The 15,552-nt window shown below is 62.3% G+C and carries 14 protein-coding genes and 1 pseudogene; 5 read left to right on the top strand and 10 right to left on the bottom strand.

The genetic code is table 11. The features are described 5' to 3' along the window. Positions 1–264 precede the first annotated feature (264 nt). Complete coding sequence (locus NKH59_RS17560) at positions 265–2,244, bottom strand: bifunctional 2',3'-cyclic-nucleotide 2'-phosphodiesterase/3'-nucleotidase (RefSeq protein ID WP_353022607.1); 1,980 nt, start codon at positions 2,242–2,244, stop codon at positions 265–267. Positions 2,245–2,375: 131 nt separating this feature from the next. Further along, positions 2,376–3,641: an NAD(P)/FAD-dependent oxidoreductase gene (locus NKH59_RS17555; RefSeq protein WP_352502939.1), complete on the bottom strand. Its 1,266-nt coding sequence runs from the start codon at positions 3,639–3,641 to the stop codon at positions 2,376–2,378. Positions 3,642–3,821: 180 nt separating this feature from the next. Between NKH59_RS17555 and NKH59_RS17550 the strand changes: the two genes are divergently transcribed. After that, entirely contained in the window at positions 3,822–4,478 is a 657-nt protein-coding gene (locus tag NKH59_RS17550) for a 5-formyltetrahydrofolate cyclo-ligase (protein ID WP_353022605.1), read from the top strand. 13 nt (positions 4,479–4,491) lie between these two features. Here NKH59_RS17550 and NKH59_RS17545 read toward each other — a convergent pair whose 3' ends face one another. Then, on the bottom strand, positions 4,492–4,965 hold the full coding sequence (locus NKH59_RS17545) for an Lrp/AsnC family transcriptional regulator (RefSeq protein WP_023675099.1): 474 nt from the start codon (positions 4,963–4,965) through the stop codon (positions 4,492–4,494). A 157-nt stretch (positions 4,966–5,122) separates the two neighbouring features. Here NKH59_RS17545 and ald point away from each other — a divergent pair, with 157 nt between their 5' ends. Then, a complete protein-coding gene (gene ald / locus NKH59_RS17540; protein ID WP_353022604.1) occupies positions 5,123–6,238 on the top strand; it encodes an alanine dehydrogenase in 1,116 nt (371 codons plus the stop codon). 245 nt (positions 6,239–6,483) lie between these two features. Here the strand turns inward: ald and NKH59_RS17535 are convergent, their stop codons facing one another. The 6 genes from NKH59_RS17535 to NKH59_RS17510 form a co-directional block, all read right to left on the bottom strand. Beyond that, positions 6,484–6,951 carry a DUF1203 domain-containing protein gene (locus NKH59_RS17535; protein ID WP_352471826.1) on the bottom strand — a complete coding sequence of 156 codons (468 nt, stop codon included), beginning with the start codon at positions 6,949–6,951 and terminating at the stop codon, positions 6,484–6,486. A 77-nt stretch (positions 6,952–7,028) separates the two neighbouring features. Then, complete coding sequence (gene dapB / locus NKH59_RS17530; RefSeq protein ID WP_352448952.1) at positions 7,029–7,835, bottom strand: 4-hydroxy-tetrahydrodipicolinate reductase; 807 nt, start codon at positions 7,833–7,835, stop codon at positions 7,029–7,031. A 151-nt stretch (positions 7,836–7,986) separates the two neighbouring features. Beyond that, positions 7,987–8,550 carry a GNAT family N-acetyltransferase gene (locus NKH59_RS17525; RefSeq protein ID WP_352448953.1) on the bottom strand — a complete coding sequence of 188 codons (564 nt, stop codon included), beginning with the start codon at positions 8,548–8,550 and terminating at the stop codon, positions 7,987–7,989. Positions 8,551–8,555: 5 nt separating this feature from the next. After that, complete coding sequence (gene sseA / locus NKH59_RS17520) at positions 8,556–9,407, bottom strand: 3-mercaptopyruvate sulfurtransferase (protein ID WP_352613573.1); 852 nt, start codon at positions 9,405–9,407, stop codon at positions 8,556–8,558. 35 nt (positions 9,408–9,442) lie between these two features. After that, the gene (locus tag NKH59_RS17515) at positions 9,443–10,186 is read right to left on the bottom strand and encodes an alanyl-tRNA editing protein (protein ID WP_023675105.1); all 744 of its coding nucleotides are present in this window, start codon (positions 10,184–10,186) and stop codon (positions 9,443–9,445) included. After that, positions 10,186–11,220 carry a cysteine synthase A gene (locus NKH59_RS17510; RefSeq protein ID WP_353022602.1) on the bottom strand — a complete coding sequence of 345 codons (1,035 nt, stop codon included), beginning with the start codon at positions 11,218–11,220 and terminating at the stop codon, positions 10,186–10,188. The genes NKH59_RS17515 and NKH59_RS17510 overlap by 1 nt, the downstream gene beginning before the upstream one ends. Positions 11,221–11,435: 215 nt before the next feature. Here NKH59_RS17510 and NKH59_RS17505 point away from each other — a divergent pair, with 215 nt between their 5' ends. Then, positions 11,436–12,257 carry an SDR family oxidoreductase gene (locus NKH59_RS17505; RefSeq protein WP_352457508.1) on the top strand — a complete coding sequence of 274 codons (822 nt, stop codon included), beginning with the start codon at positions 11,436–11,438 and terminating at the stop codon, positions 12,255–12,257. A 28-nt stretch (positions 12,258–12,285) separates the two neighbouring features. Beyond that, positions 12,286–12,438: pseudogene (locus NKH59_RS17500) on the top strand (alpha/beta hydrolase); the annotation flags it as partial. A gap of 101 nt (positions 12,439–12,539) precedes the next feature. Here NKH59_RS17500 and NKH59_RS17495 read toward each other — a convergent pair. Then, positions 12,540–13,958 (bottom strand): DEAD/DEAH box helicase, encoded by a 1,419-nt coding sequence (locus tag NKH59_RS17495; protein ID WP_353022600.1) that lies wholly within the window; start codon positions 13,956–13,958, stop codon positions 12,540–12,542. Positions 13,959–14,345: 387 nt separating this feature from the next. Here NKH59_RS17495 and NKH59_RS17490 point away from each other — a divergent pair. Continuing rightward, a partial coding sequence (locus NKH59_RS17490; protein WP_353022599.1) for an acyl-CoA carboxylase subunit beta occupies positions 14,346–15,552 on the top strand: 1,207 nt, incomplete at its 3' end.

Below are 15,552 nucleotides of genomic sequence, written 5' to 3'. Positions count from 1 at the left end.
CTGGCCAGAATGGCGCTACCGCTGCAGGGCGCCTTGGAAAGATAACCCCGCTCGGCTTCGACGACCGCTTCCCGCCTCGATCGACCGACTGCCACACCATTATTCCGGCGGGATTTCGACGGACGCGCTGGATCCGGTCATGCCGCCGTCAAGCGCCGTTTCGCACCACCTGCTTGAAGAGGCCCCCTGTCTCAAACGGATTGGCCGTATCGGGGCAGTATCTTAACGCTGAGACAGTTTCGAGCCGACGTTCAAATCCTCGCCTCAAAGAGTGATGCGGTATTTTGCAAAGCCCGCTTCGCCCTCGCCCGCCGGCTCGATCTTCAGCGACTTCACTTGCGCAATAAACTCCTTCGCCTTGGCGCCGGTCTCGAATACGACGCGGGTTCCCGGCAGTGGCGCAAACGACCAGTTGGCGTCCGCCGACGGGTTGATGGTGCCTTTGCTGACGATATAGCGCACGATCACATCGCGGTTGGTGTCGGGCGCTTCGTAGATGATCTTCGAGGCATTGATCTCCGGGAAATTGCCCCCGCCGCCGGCTCGGTAGTTGTTGGTGGCGACGACGAATTTCCGCTTGGGGTCAATCGGTTTGCCGTCGAACATCAAGTCAATGATGCGGGTCGAGCCAGCATTCACCAGCCCGCCCTTCGAATCATATTTCGGTGGCTGCGACAGATCGATCTTGTATGTGACGCCGTCGATCACGTCGAAATTATAAGATGGGAAGTCAGTGTTGATGAGCGCCTGGTCGGCTTTGCCCGGTTCGATCCGGTTGAAGATGCCGGCCGACATTTCCAGCCATTCCTTCACCTCTGCCCCGGTGATTTCAACGGCGCGCACCGTGTTTGGATAGAGGTAGAGATCGGCGACGTTCTTGATGGCGATATCGCCCACCGCCACGTCGGTGTAATAGTCGGCGCCGTTGCGCCCGCCCGCCTTGAACGGTGCCGCCGCCGACAACAGCGGCATATCCTTCCACTCTGTGTTCTTCAGGATGTCCTTCAAATACCAGGTCTGCGCCTGGCTGACGATCTGCACCGATGGATCATCGGCGACCAGCGCAAAATAGGAATAGAGCGGCGCCGAGGTTTTGCCGACCGGCCGGCGCACATAGGCAAGCGTCGCCTCGTGGTCCTGTTTGAGCGCGTCGATGATGCGCTGGTCGTCCGCGACGGTCGGCTTGTTCGTTTTGTCGACCCGCTCAAAGATCGGCCTGGCCTCAGAGGTCGCCGAGACGATTTTCCACGTCGATCCGTCGCGCTCCAGCAACAGATCGATCAGCCCCATGTGCGAGCCCCAGAAGCCGGCCATGACGGCGGGCTTGCCTTGCAACGTGCCTTTCGCCGTATCGACGGCTTCCAGCGACTGAAAGTCCTTCTTGCCGGGGAAGACCAGATGCTGGTGACCGGTGAACACCGCATCGATACCTTCGACACCGGCAACGAAGAAGGAGGCGTTCTCCATCATGTCACTTTGCTTCACGTCGATGCCGGAATGGGAGAGCGCAATGACGATGTCGGCGCCTTCTTCCTTCATTTGCGGCACCCACGCCTTGGCCGCCTCGACGATGTCGCGTGTTTTGACGCTGCCCTCGAGATTTTTCAGGTCCCAGACCATGATCTGCGGCGGCACGAAGCCGATGATGCCGATCTTGATCGGTTGCTCGGCGCCCGACCCGTCTTTGATCTTCCTGTCGAGGATGACGTAAGGCTTGAGATAAAGCCTGTCGTCGCGCGGGTTCGCGGCGAGCTCCGTGCCGCGGATCAAATTCGCGCAGACAAACGGGAAGTTGGCACCGGCCAGCACCTTGTCCATGAACGACAGGCCGTAGTTGAACTCGTGGTTGCCGAGGGTCGAGCATTCGTAGCCGAGCAGGTTCATGCCCTTCATGACCGGATGCAGATCGCCATCCTTCATCCCCCTCTCGTAGGCGATGTAGTCGCCCATCGGGTTGCCTTGCAGAAGGTCGCCATTATCGATCAGCATCGCGTTGGTTGCTTCCTTGCGCACGGCTTCAATCAACGATGCCGTTCGCGACAGCCCCATCGTGTCGTTAGCTTTGTCGGCGTAGTAGTCGTAAGGCAGCACATTCACGTGGATGTCGGTCGTCTCCATAATCCTCAGATGCGCCTGATTGGCTTGAGCCCGGGCGGAGAACGGGTGCAGCATGATCAGCGCTCCGCTGGCGGCGACGCCGGCGAGGAAATCGCGGCGTGAGACGAGGTGGCGCAATTGGGACATTCGTTTTCTCTTTCTTCCACGACGTGACAAGTCCTGCCCGAAGCAAAGCTTCGCGCCGAAATCCAGTCGAGTCCAGAAGCCGATTCCATCAAGAGGAGGTGACGCGCCGATGAATGTCCGGCAGCGAACAATCAGCCCTTGTCGTCGTCGCCCTGCGTGATCAGCCGCGCGCTGCGCTGACCGGTGAAGTAGATCCATAGCCAACTCAGGGAAACCGCAAGCCGGTTACGAAAGCCGATCAGGAAGTAGATATGCGCCAAGCCCCATAGCCACCAGGCAAGCCGGCCGGTAAGCTTGATCCAGCCGAAATCGATGGCCGCGGCGCGCTTGCCGATCGTCGCCAAATCGCCGTCATGCCTGTAGCTGAAAGGACGCGGTGTCGTGTCACCGGTAAGCCTTGCCTTGATCGTCGCGGCGACATGCCGTCCCTGCTGCTTGGCGGCGGGCGCGACGCCCGGCACCAGCCGGCCATCCGGCCGCAGGACGTGCGCTGCGTCACCGATGACGAAAATCTCCGGGTTTCCCGGCACACTCAAGTCGGGCTCGACAAGCACCCTGCCCGCGCGGTCCGCTGCCGCGCCGAGCCATTCGGCGGCCGGCGAAGCGGCGACGCCCGCCGCCCACAGGATTGTCCTGGCCGGCAAATGTGTGTCGCCGAAGACGACACCCTCGGCATCGCAGCGCGTAACCGCCCGGCCGAGTTCGACGGTCACGCCGAGCCGTTCGAGCGCCTTCGTTGCATAATCGGAGAGTTCGGGAGCGAAATTGGAGAGGATGCGGTCACCGGCCTCAATCAGCACCACACGCGTCTGCCGCGTGTCGATGTTGCGGAACTCGCCGCGCAGCGTGTCGTGCGCCAGCTCGGCAATGGTGCCGGCCAGTTCCACGCCGGTCGGCCCGCCGCCGACGATCGCCAGGGTCAGCAATGCCTGGCGCTGGGCGGGATCGGTTTCCCGCTCGGCCTGCTCGAAAGCCAAAAGAATACGCCGTCGAATGGTGGTGGCGTCCTCCAGCGTCTTCAGGCCAGGGGCGAACGGTTCCCATTCGTCATGGCCGAAATAGGCGTGCCGCGCGCCGGTGGCCAGCACCAGCGTGTCGTAAGCGACCGTGCCGCCGTCCTGCAGCAGCACGCGCTTGCCGGTGCGGTCGATGCCGGTAACGGTGGCGAGCAGCGTCGTCACGTCCTTGCGCCTGCGCAGAAGATGGCGGATCGGCCAGGCGACTTCGGAGGTGGCCAGCGCCGTCGTCGCCACCTGGTAGAGCAGCGGCTGAAAAAGGTGATGATTGCGCCTGTCGATCATCGTGATGCGCACCGGCGAGCCGGCTAGTGCGCGGGTGAACTCGAGGCCGCCGAAACCGGCACCTACGACGACGACGTGATGGTTGGCTGTGTTCATCTCACTCATCCCTCTCGCCAAGGCTGATGTAAGTATCGTTGTGCAGTGCAGCAATGCCTGCGCTGCAACTACCTGGGAGTCGTCGCTTGATGTCGTGAATACGCATGCTGCGGACTCGTTCCCGGATATAGCCTGCGTCCAGGATACTACTTGGCTGGAACTGTATATTGCAGGTGAAGCATGGCTAGCGATGAAGACGAAGGCTCAGCGCAGTACGCCTCGCCGCCTTGTTTTATGCACGAGTTCGATCCGGAGTTCCAAGCGCCGCTATCCGACTGGACCGACGTAAGGCGCTGGCGCAAGGCCGAGCGCGAGCGGTTGATCGCATCCCGCCTTGCCGTTTCAGCCGACACGCGCGCAGCTATGTCGCAGCGTATTGCCGAAGGGCTCGACGCGGTGATCGGCGACATCGCCGGCCGTTTGGTCAGCCTCTACTGGCCGTTTCGCGGCGAGCCGGACCTGCGCCCTTGGATGGAAACCGTTAACGCGCGAGGCGGGCGCACGGCGTTGCCCGTCGTCGTCGAGAAAGACCGGCCGCTTGTCTTTCGCGCCTATGCCCACGGAGACCGGCTGGAGAAGGGCGTCTGGAATATCCCGATACCGGCTGACGGTGATCCGGTGTTGCCCGACGTCGTCATTTCGCCGATCGTCGGCATCGATCCCGGGCAGTTCCGCTTGGGTTATGGCGGCGGCTTCTTCGATCGCACGCTTGCCGCGATGCCGTTCAAGCCGCTGGTCATCGGCGTCGGCTACGAGTTGCAGCGCATCACCACCATCTACCCGCAGCCGCACGATATTCCGATGGACCGTGTGGTGACTGAGGCATCCAAGGCCTAGGCGAGTTCGGGGCCTAGGCGAGTTCAGGCTTCATTCCCACGGCTGTGCGATCGACGATTTCGCGCAAGGCAAAGGACGAATTGATCTTCGTCACATGCGGCATTGCCGACAGCCACTCCTTGTGGATACGTTCGTAGTCGACGAGATCCTTTGCCGCTATGCGCAGGATGTAGTCATATTCGCCCGACATCAAATGGCAGGACAAGACGTTCGGGCAGCGCTTTATCGCTGCCTCGAAATCCGACAACGTCTTCTCGAATTGCCCGGACAGCGATATATGCACGATCGCCGTCATCTGGTGCCCAAGTGCAGCGTTGGACAGCCGGGCGTGATAGCCGCGGATGGTTCCGGATTTCTCCAGATTGTCCAGCCGCCGCGAGCAGGCCGACTGGGACAGGCCGACCTTCTCGGCGAGCGCTGCGTTGGGTATCCGCCCATCCTTCTGCAACGTCTCGAGAATGGCGATATCAATCCTGTCGAGCGGCATTTTTGCGGGTTCCTGCGACAATTCTAATGTTTCGCGCAACGATTATCGAACAGTGGCTTCTCAGGCAAGCGCATTCGCAAACACTTACCGAACGATTCGTGGTTCACTATCTCTAGACAGGGAACGAGCCCCAAAGGGCCGGATCAGGAGAAGAACGATGCGCATCGGCTGCCCCCGGGAAATCAAGAATCACGAATATCGCGTCGGCCTGACGCCGGGTTCGGTCCGCGAATATGTCGCGCATGGCCATGAAGTGCTGATCGAGACCGGCGCCGGCGCCGGCATCGGCGCCGACGACAACGCGTATCGTGCCGCCGGCGCCACGATCGCCAAGACGGCAGCCGACGTTTTTGCCAAGTCCGACATGATCGTGAAGGTCAAGGAGCCGCAGCCCAACGAATGGGTTCAGCTCCGCGACGGCCAGATCCTCTATACCTATCTGCATCTTGCCCCGGATCCGGAGCAGACCAAGGGCCTGCTGGCCTCCGGCGTGACCGCGATAGCCTACGAGACCGTCACCGACGAGCGCGGCGGTCTGCCGCTCTTGGCGCCGATGTCGGAAGTTGCCGGCCGCCTGTCGATCCAGGCGGGTGCAACGGCGCTGCAAAAGGCCAATGGCGGCCGCGGCGTGCTGATTGGCGGCGTGCCCGGCGTGCTCCCCGGCAAGGTAACCGTGCTCGGCGGCGGCGTCGTCGGCCTGCATGCTGCACGGATGGCCGCCGGCCTTGGCGCCGACGTCACCATCATTGACCGCTCGATCCCGCGCCTGCGTCAGCTCGACGACATCTTTGGCGGCCGCGTCCACACCCGCTACTCGACCGTCGAGGCGCTGGAAGAAGAATGTTTTTCGGCTGACATCGTCGTCGGCGCCGTGCTGATCCCGGGGGCAGCAGCGCCCAAGCTGGTGACGCGCGAGATGCTGTCGGGCATGAAGAAAGGCGCCGTGCTGGTCGACGTCGCCATCGACCAGGGCGGCTGCTTCGAGACCTCGCACGCCACCACCCATGCCGAGCCGACCTATGAGGTCGACGGCGTCATCCACTATTGCGTCGCCAACATGCCGGGTGCGGTGCCGGTCACCTCGGCCCACGCGCTCAATAATGCGACGCTGCATTATGGCCTGCAGCTCGCCGACAAGGGCCTCAAGGCGCTGGTAGACGACCACCATCTGCGCAACGGGCTGAACGTCCACAAGGGCAAGATCACGAATCGCGCGGTGGCCGAAGCGCTCGGTTACGAGCTGGTCGAACCGAAGGCCGTTCTCGCCGCCTGAGCTGTCCGAATCTGCCTCTCCAGTGCCCATCGGAGTCGTCCGACGGGTTTTTCTTATGTCGAAAAACTGAAAAGTGTCGGGCGCGCGGAATAACCGGACAACAAAAAAGCGGAGCCAAAGCCCCGCTTCCTCGGTAGTCGAAAATTCCCGCCGGTTCATCCGCGGTCGGCAAATCGATCGACGGTGTCTTTCTACCGCTTGTATGCGACGGGAGTACGACAGCCAAGCCGGTGCAGCCTGTCCGGTTACGCGCGGTCGATCCGGCACTGATAGCAATTGTTGCGCGCCGAGCGGATGTGGACGTAAGCGATGTCGTCGCGTTCGAACAACGTCTCTGCCCGTGCGGCAATGGCGTCGGTCGGAATGACGCCGCCGCTGCCGTAAACGATGCGGTCGTCCTTGCCATAACCGCGCACAATGTAATCGCTGCTTTCGAGCATTTCGGGAAGCATTTTCCCCTCGGCGGCGCGTTCGCATTCTTTCGCATGCAGAAAGATCGGCCCCGTTTCCGCATAAGGCTGCAGCTCCGGAAAAGGTCGATAGGCCAAAACAAGATAGGCTTCTCCCAAAGCAATATTTTTCAAGCAATGACGGCAAGGCACGCCGTCGCCATCCGAAATTTGCCGCTCTGGCTTCAAGCCATAAGCATCCGGCCCGCCGCGCTGAAGTGCCCGGACAGCATTGGTTGGCAAGGCTTTGAATTTTAGCGTCATGGCAAAATCTCCGGTGTCGTCGACCGGAAATTATGCTCGCAAGACAGCGTTTCCCACCCGATTCCTGCCGAAATGGATCAATCCATCAGCGCGTCGAGACCACGAACCAGACCTTTGATCTGCTGTACCCGTCTGATGGCGAGCAGCGTGCCCGCCACGTAAGGCGCCGCGGACGAGCCGGCGTCGTGGCGTATGGTCAGCCGCTCGTCTGGCAGACCGAACAGCGCCTCGCAGGACAGGATGTAGGACGGCAGGCGAAGCGCGTGCACTTGCACCCCCTCGCCTGCGCCGACCGCACCACCGCGTGTGGCCGGCACGCCGGAGACCTCGGAGACCGGCTTTGCCGTTGAGGCCTTGCGGATGTCGGCCAGCGCTTCAGCAAGCTCTCGTGCGGTTCCGGAGGGCGCGTCGGGCTTCTTTGCACTAGCATAATCGATGACCTCGACATCCGGCACGTATTTTGCCGCCATAAGTGCAAACCGCTTCATCAGCGTGGCGGTGATGGAAAAGTTGCCGGCGGCAACGACGCCGACGCCATTAGCGCGCGCCGCGGCGTCGATCTCGGCATAATCGGCAGCTCCCAGTCCCGACGTGCCGATCACCGTATGCCGTCCGTTGTCGATGGCGAGCAGCACATGGTCTTTCACGACATGCGGCTTGGTGAAGTCGACCAGCACGTCCGACGGCGCCTCCAGCGCCTCGGCCAGCGAGGCCGAAACGGCAATACCATTAGCCGGCATACCAACCAGCAGACCGGAATCCTGCCCCGCGCCGCTGCGTGATACAGCCCCGGCCAGCGCCATGTCGCCCTGCGCCCCGATCGCCGGAACCAGCGCTTTGCCGACCCAGCCGGTCGCGCCGGCCATTACCACGCGTATTGCCATCGTGCGATCCTCCATCACCCATCGGGTTTTTAGACGATAGCGATATGGAAAGAGCCAAGCTCATTCAAGTCGAGCTCGCCTTTGAGTGTTGATCCAGAGACTCTGGGACATTGCAAAGACAAGCTGAAGCGCGGATGAACGGGCCTGAAAATCAGGGCCGCATGACGCTGGCCGCGCGCTCGGCAAAAGACATCGGATGTACGACCTCCTTTTTTTGCGCCACTGGCGTAAAGCCGAGTTTTTGATAGAGCGGCAGTGCTGCTGGGTGATCGAGGGTGCAGGTCTGCACCGTCACCCGCTTTGGCCCGTGCGACCATGCCGCGGCGATTGCCGCACCGAGGAACCAGCGGCCGATGCCTTGCCCGGTCGCGTGCTCCATCATTCCGAAATAAGCGAGTTCCACTTCCTCCGGCAAATGCGGCTTGAGGTCGAAGAAGCCGGCCGGCGCACCATCCAGATAAAGCACCCTGATGTCGCGGTCCTCGCGGTGGATGCCCGCCGCAAGCTCCTCGTCGCTCAGCCTCAGCACATTGACCCAGTGCCATTTGCGGCCCACCCGATCCATCAAATAGCGGTAGAAATGCAGCGGAATGTCTTTGGTCTTGAGCAGCGCGATCTGGCGGTTGTACGGCAGCGGCGGCGAATACGCAGGCGGCACATGCATTTCGAGAAACGTCACGGTGACGTCGATGTCTTCCAGCGATCCGTCTTCCATCCCCGTCAGTCCTTGCCCGTCACGACGGGCGTGTCGGAAAGCCCGCCCCATTCGGTCCATGAACCGTCATAAAGCCTGTTGTCGGCATGGCCAAGCGTCTCCAAAGCCAGCGTGACAGCTGCCGCGGTGACGCCCGACCCGCAGGAGGTGACGACCGGCTTCGACAGGTCGATGCCGGCTCCTTCGATCACTTTGCGCAGCCTGTCCTTCGGCAACAATTCGCCGTTTTCCGAAAGCGCCGAAAATGGCACGTTGTGCGCGCCCGGCATATGGCCGGAGCGTATGCCGGGGCGCGGCTCCGGCTCGGTGCCGGCAAAACGGCCAGGCGAGCGCGCGTCGGCGATCTGGCTCTCCCCCGTCTCGACGATCCGGCGCATGTCGGCAAGGCTGGCGACGCGGGCGGCATCGAAGTTGGCATAAAACACGCAAGGCGCGATCTTCGTCGGCTCCGCCGTCACCGGCCGTCCGGCGGCTTTCCAACGATCGAACCCGCCGTCGAGTATATAGACCTGGAACACGCCCATGACGCGAAACAACCACCAGGCGCGCGGTGCAGAAAAGAACCCTGGCCCGTCATAGACAACAATCGTGTCATCGGCCGAAATACCCATCGCGCCGACATATTGCGCGAAATGCTGCGGCGACGGCAGCGTGTGCGGCAGAGCCGCGTCGGGGTCCGAAACCGCATCCTGGTCGAGGAAGCGGGCGCCTGGAATATGCGCTGCGTCGTACTCGGCGCGCGCGTCACGCTTTTGCGCCGGCAGATACCAGGACGCGTCGACAATCGTCAGGCCGGGTTCGCCGAGCCGCTTCTGTAACCAATCGGCATCGATGGTGAAAGGACTGTCGTCGGCCATCTTTTCTCTCCTGTCCCGCCCGTCGCAGTCCTATATCAGGCTGGCGGCATAGGACCAAAGCGAATGCGGAAGCGCCGGTTCTCGCGGCCCTTCTTCTCGATCTTGCCGATATGGATCTCGCCGATTTCGCTGGTGCTCTTTACATGGGTGCCGCCGCAAGGCTGGCTGTCGATCGAAGCGTTCTCGCCGATGCAGACCAATCGGATCCTTCCCGTGCCGGCCGGGGGCCGCACATTCTTGGATTTCACCAAGCCCGGATTGGATGCCAGTTCCTCGTCGGAAATGAGCCGGGTGAAGATCGGGTGGTCGGCTCGCACCAGTTCCATCAGTCTGGCCGTCACGTCTTCCTTGGTAAAGCCGGCATCCGGGATGTCGAAATCGATACGGCTGTCGTCCTCGGAAACCGCGGCGCCGGTGATCGGGAACGGACAGACGACGGTAAGCAGGTGGCAGGCAGAATGCATGCGCATCAGCAACTGCCGCCGCGGCCAGTCGATGGCGAGCCTCATGCGCTCGCCCACCTTTGGAACTGCCTGCTCCGGCGCCGGCACATGGATGATCTCGTCCTTGGTTTCGCCGGTGATCGTAGCGGCAATCGCTATGCCGGTGCCGTCGGCGCGTTCGAGGCTGCCGGTGTCGCCCGGCTGCCCGCCCGATGTGGCGTAAAACACCGTCCGGTCCAGAATGATGCCGCCGCGATCATTGACTGCGACGACGGTGGCGTCGGCCGTCCCCAGATAGGCGTCGTCACGAAACAGCGCTTCGGTCTTGTGCGCCATCACGCAACCCTTTCGAACGGTACTGAAATCGTGCTCTGTTGCTCCATCCACCCCGGCACCGGCAGCTTCTTTTCGCGCAGGAATTCAGGATTGAACAGCTTCGACTGGTAGCGCGTGCCGTAGTCGCAAAGCATGGTCACGATAGTGTGGCCGGGGCCTAGCTCGCGCGCCAGGCGAATGGCGCCGGCAATGTTGATGCCCGTCGAACCGCCAACGCAAAGCCCCTCCTCCTGGATCAGGTCGAATACGATCGGCAGCGCGTCCTCGTCGGGGATCTGGAAGGCAAAATCGGGTGTAAAGCCTTGGAGGTTGGCGGTGATCCGCCCCTGCCCGATGCCTTCGGTGATCGAACTGCCCTCGGATTTCAGCTCGCCGCTGGTGTAGAAGGAATAGAGCGCTGCCCCCAGCGGATCGGCCAGCGCGATCTTGACCTGGTTGTTTTTGGCCTTCAGCCCGAAACCGACGCCTGCCAGAGTGCCGCCGGAACCGACCGCCGACACGAAACCATCCACCTTGCCGTCGGTCTGGTTCCAGATTTCTTCGGCCGTGGTGCGGATATGGCCGTCACGGTTGGCGACATTGTCGAACTGGTTGGCCCAGATCGCGCCGTTCGGCTCGCTCTTGGCCATCTGCTCGGCCAGCCGGCCCGACAGCCTCACGTAGTTGTTCGGGTTCTTGTAAGGCACGGCGGGCACTTCGATCAACTCGGCGCCGAGCAGTTTGATCGTATCCTTCTTCTCCTGGCTCTGGGTGTCGGGAATGACGATCACCGTGCGGTAGCCGAGCGCCTTGGCAACCAGTGTCAATCCGATGCCGGTGTTGCCAGCCGTCCCCTCGACGATGACGCCGCCGGGCCGCAGCAGCCCGCGCTGTTCCGCATCGCGGATGATAAACAGGCCGGCGCGGTCCTTTACCGACTGCCCGGGATTCATGAATTCGGCCTTGCCCAGGATCTCGCAGCCGGTTGCTTCCGAGGCCTTGTTGAGGCGGATCAGGGGCGTGTTGCCGATCACGTCGATCACAGAACGGGGCATGGAGATTCCTTTGTGGGTGCGGCGAAACCCTAGAAACCCGAAGCTTCGGTTTCAAGGCAAGAATTTGCCTGGTCCAGTCGCATTTCGCACACTGCAATTGCTGCAGCCAGGAGCGCCCGACCGGTATTCATTTCAACCATGTACCGAAAAGCACTCTTTTCATTCGATTTCTTCACCGGTAGAGCACAGGCTAAGAAGAGCCGGCGGGGCGCAACATGACACTCTATCGGGCCAATCCGAAGCATGGCGTCGCCTGGATTACGGGCGGCAGCAGCGGTATCGGCCGTTCGCTGGCCAAGGATCTTGCCGCTCGGGGCTATGTCGTCGCGGTGACTGCGCCAGATGACCATCCGATCGATACGCTCATCGTCGAAACGGCGCAGATGGCGGGCCGTGTCGCAGCCTATCCTTGCGACGTGACCGACGAAAAACGCATGGCGAAGACGGTTGCGGCGATCGAGAAAGATCTCGGTCCGATCGTGTTGGCAGTGTTCAACGCGGGAAGCTATATCGCAACGCCGGGCGAGGATCTTGTGGCGCGCAATTTTCGTCGGTCTTTCGAAGTCAATTATTTCGGCATCATCAACGGCCTGCTGCCGGTCATCGAACGCATGCGCGTGCGCTCGCGCGGCCACGTCGTGCTGATCGGTTCGGTCACCGCCTATTTCGGCTGGCCCACCACCGCCGCCTATGGCGGCACCAAGGCGGCCGTCAATATCCTGGCCGAGTCGCTGAAATACGATTTTGACAAGATGAACGTCCGCATCCAGGTGATTAATCCGGGCTTTGTCGACACGCGGCTGACCGAAAAGAACTTCCTGCCGATGCCGGGCTTGATGCCTGTCAATCTGGCCTCGCGCCGCATCGCGCAAGGCATCGAATACGGCGGCTTCGAAGTCACTTTCCCACGCCGCCTGAGTTGGACGCTGAAGCTGCTCAGGATGCTGCCGAGGCCGTTCTGCCGATGGGTGATCAGCACGGTCACCCGCTGGAATGCGCGGCCGCTGAATTTCGACCGCAAGCCGCCAGTCGAGTAGGATCGGTGATGGGCGAGCGATCGTGTTTGCGGGTCGCTGGGGCGCTGGACATGAATTGGTGCCGGTCGACGATACCGGCGACCCGGACAACCACGTCATTGCCGGCGACGCGCTGTCGCCATCGACCACGGCTTTCCTCGCGCAGCGGATCGTCGTGTGGGTCGAGGCGGTGGTAAAGTGAACCAAAGGCCCCAAGCAAGAGGGCGACCGAAGCATCGCTCCGGTCGCCCTCTTCAATCGTGTGTGACCAAGCCAGGCTTGGCCGACCGCAACACGGTCAGATTATGCGGCCCGCGCTGCTGGCCGCTTGCCGCCGAAGCGGCGCTTGTTATTGCCCTTGAAGGGCTTGGCGCCTTCCGGCTTGCGCTCGCCCGCAAAGGCCGGCTTGTCGCCGAACCGCTTCTTGCCGAAGCCGTTGTTTGCGCCGCCGGGCCGCCTGCCGTCGCGACGGCCATTGTGGTCGTTGCGATCATTGGCCGGTTCGAAGCTGCGCTCGTTCTTCTCGGCGGGATTGCGCTGCGGATCGGGGCTGCCGAGATGGTCGGCAACGATCGGCAGCTTGGTGCGGATGATGCGCTCGACCTGACGCAGCTTGCTGTTTTCAGACGGGTCGCAGAGCGTGATGGCGATGCCGTCCATGCCGTTGCGGCCGGTGCGGCCGATCCGGTGGACATAGCTCTCCGCCTCGTCCGGCAGGTCGAAATTCACCACATGGCTGATGCCGGGCACGTCGATGCCGCGTGCCGCAATGTCGGTCGCCACGAGAATGCGCACCGAACCCTCACGGAAATCGTTGAGTGCCTTCTGACGGGCATTCTGCGACTTGTTGCCGTGGATGACAGCGGCCTTGAAGCCGTCGCGCTCGAGATCCTTGGTCACCCTGTCGGCGCCATGCTTGGTGCGCGAGAAGATGATGACGGACTTCATCGCCTCACCGGCAAGCATGTTGGCCAGCACCTGGCGCTTCTGCTTGGTGCGGGCAAAGACGACACCCTGCACGATTTCGGCGGCCGCGGTGCTGTGAGGAGCGACTTCGACGCGAATCGGGTTCTTCAGCAGGCCTTTCGCCAGTTCGGCGATTTCGGCCGGCATGGTCGCCGAGAACAGCACCGTCTGACGGTCCGGCGCCGTCGCCCTGGCGATACGCTTGACGTCGTTGATGAAGCCCATGTCGAGCATGCGGTCGCCTTCATCGAGCACCAGCCATTTGGTGTCGGCAAGCACGAGGTCGCCTTCACGCACAAGGTCGGTCAGCCGACCGGGCGTTGCGATCAGGATGTCGACGCCGGGCGCGACCTTCTTCACCTGGCTGAAGCGCGAGACGCCGCCCAGCACGAGCGCGGTCGATACATGCGCGCCCTTGGCGAGCAGCTTGATCATCTCCTCGATCTGCACCGCGAGTTCACGTGTCGGCGCCAGGATCAGCGCGCGGGCCGTCTTCGGCCGGCGCTTGGTGCCAAGTGCGATGATCTTCGACAGGATCGGCAGCGCGAACGCCGCCGTCTTGCCCGAGCCGGTCTGGGCGATGCCGAAAATGTCGCGGCCTTCGAGCTGCGGCGGAATCGCCTGGGCCTGGATCGGCTTCGGATCGGTAAAACCGGCGGCATTGGTGGCCTTGAGCAGTGCGCCGGTAATTCCAAGTGCGGCGAAACCGTTCAGTTCCGCAGTGTCCTTACCGATCAAAGTGTTTTCATTGGTCAAAATATTCTTCTTTCATGCGGCTTCTGGCCGCAAACATCGATGGCGGCAGGGCGCAACCTGCCGTCGAAAATTGTCATGAAACGACAAGGCGGGCGGACGTCATCGTCCGCACGGCTGCGCTGTCGTGCCCGCAGGCTTCATGCCACGGGGCTTTTTCGCCACCTTGCCGATCTGTCGGGAAGAGGGAAAACAGACGCAACCAGTCTCATTCGTCGAGAAGGCCGGACTATCCCGGCCCAAGCGCCTATGCCGCCGCATATGGCCCAGTTCCCATCGAAATGCAAGGGGCCCGATGCTGCAGCGCAGCAAAAGCCATAAGGAAGCGGCGCTTGCGCTCTCTCGCGGGCATGATTACCACAATGCAGCTTTCCGTTTCGGGGACCGGTCATGAAGGACGTGCTGAAGGAACTCGAGCGCCGCCGCGAGATCGCCCGCATGGGCGGCGGCCAGGCCCGCATCGACGCCCAGCACAAGAAGGGCAAGCTGACCGCCCGCGAACGCATAGACGTCTTTCTCGACGAGGGCTCGTTCGAGGAGTTCGACATGTATGTCGAGCACCGCTCGACCGATTTCGGCATGGAGAAAACCAAGATCGCCGGCGACGGCGTCGTTACCGGCTGGGGCACCGTCAACGGTCGCCCGGTCTATCTTTTCGCCAAGGATTTCACCGTGTTCGGCGGCTCGCTGTCCGAGGCCCATGCCGAAAAGGTGGTCAAGGTCCAAGAGATGGCACTGCGCAATCGCGCGCCGATCATCGGTCTCTACGACGCCGGCGGCGCCCGTATCCAGGAAGGCGTGGCGGCGCTCGGTGGCTATGCCGAGATCTTCCAGCGCAATGTGCTGGCCTCCGGCGTCATCCCGCAGATCTCGGTGATCATGGGGCCTTGCGCCGGCGGCGACGTCTATTCGCCGGCGATGACCGACTTCATCTTCATGGTCCGCGATACCTCTTACATGTTCGTCACCGGGCCGGATGTAGTGAAGACCGTTACCAACGAGACGGTCACCGCCGAAAGCCTCGGCGGCGCTTCCGTCCACACGACGAAGTCCTCAATCGCCGACGGAGCCTACGACAATGACGTCGAGGCGCTGCTGCAGATGCGCCGGCTGGTCGATCTGCTGCCCGCTTCCAACACGGCGGAAATTCCCGAGATCGAATGCTACCAGTCGGTCACCGATCACGATCTGTCGCTCGACAGGCTGATCCCCGACAATGCCAACAAACCCTACGACATCAAAGAGTTGATCCTTAAAGTTGCCGACGAGGGGGACTTCTTCGAGATCCAGCAGAATTTTGCGAAAAACATCGTCACCGGCTTCGGCCGTGTCGAGGGCCGCACCGTCGGCTTCGTCGCCAACCAGCCGATGGTGCTGGCCGGCGTGCTCGATTCGGATGCCAGCCGCAAGGCGGCTCGTTTCGTGCGCTTCTGCGACTGCTTCGCGATCCCGATCGTCACCTTCGTCGACGTGGCGGGGGTGCGGGCCGGGGCCGCGGGGGGGTATTGGGGGGGGGTGAGGGCCGGGGGGCGGGGGGGGGTGGGGGAGGGCGGGGGGGGCGGGGGGCAGGTAGCCGGGGGGGGCGGGCAGGGGGGGG

This window comes from Mesorhizobium sp. M0998, from assembly GCF_040318885.1.
Lineage (GTDB): Bacteria > Pseudomonadota > Alphaproteobacteria > Rhizobiales > Rhizobiaceae > Mesorhizobium.
The sequence above is the reverse complement of the archived record's forward strand: the minus strand, read 5'-3'. Positions and strand labels throughout refer to the sequence as shown.

What these genes read in the sequence shown, in the direction of transcription:
- NKH59_RS17560 (WP_353022607.1), bottom strand. Translation starts at nt 2,244, where the DNA reads ATGTCCCAATTGCGCCACCTCGTCTCACGCCGCGATTTCCTCGCCGGC.
- NKH59_RS17555 (WP_352502939.1), bottom strand. Translation starts at nt 3,641, where the DNA reads ATGAACACAGCCAACCATCACGTCGTCGTCGTAGGTGCCGGTTTCGGC.
- NKH59_RS17550 (WP_353022605.1), top strand. Translation starts at nt 3,822, where the DNA reads ATGGCTAGCGATGAAGACGAAGGCTCAGCGCAGTACGCCTCGCCGCCT.
- NKH59_RS17545 (WP_023675099.1), bottom strand. Translation starts at nt 4,965, where the DNA reads ATGCCGCTCGACAGGATTGATATCGCCATTCTCGAGACGTTGCAGAAG.
- ald (WP_353022604.1), top strand. Translation starts at nt 5,123, where the DNA reads ATGCGCATCGGCTGCCCCCGGGAAATCAAGAATCACGAATATCGCGTC.
- NKH59_RS17535 (WP_352471826.1), bottom strand. Translation starts at nt 6,951, where the DNA reads ATGACGCTAAAATTCAAAGCCTTGCCAACCAATGCTGTCCGGGCACTT.
- dapB (WP_352448952.1), bottom strand. Translation starts at nt 7,835, where the DNA reads ATGGCAATACGCGTGGTAATGGCCGGCGCGACCGGCTGGGTCGGCAAA.
- NKH59_RS17525 (WP_352448953.1), bottom strand. Translation starts at nt 8,550, where the DNA reads ATGGAAGACGGATCGCTGGAAGACATCGACGTCACCGTGACGTTTCTC.
- sseA (WP_352613573.1), bottom strand. Translation starts at nt 9,407, where the DNA reads ATGGCCGACGACAGTCCTTTCACCATCGATGCCGATTGGTTACAGAAG.
- NKH59_RS17515 (WP_023675105.1), bottom strand. Translation starts at nt 10,186, where the DNA reads ATGGCGCACAAGACCGAAGCGCTGTTTCGTGACGACGCCTATCTGGGG.
- NKH59_RS17510 (WP_353022602.1), bottom strand. Translation starts at nt 11,220, where the DNA reads ATGCCCCGTTCTGTGATCGACGTGATCGGCAACACGCCCCTGATCCGC.
- NKH59_RS17505 (WP_352457508.1), top strand. Translation starts at nt 11,436, where the DNA reads ATGACACTCTATCGGGCCAATCCGAAGCATGGCGTCGCCTGGATTACG.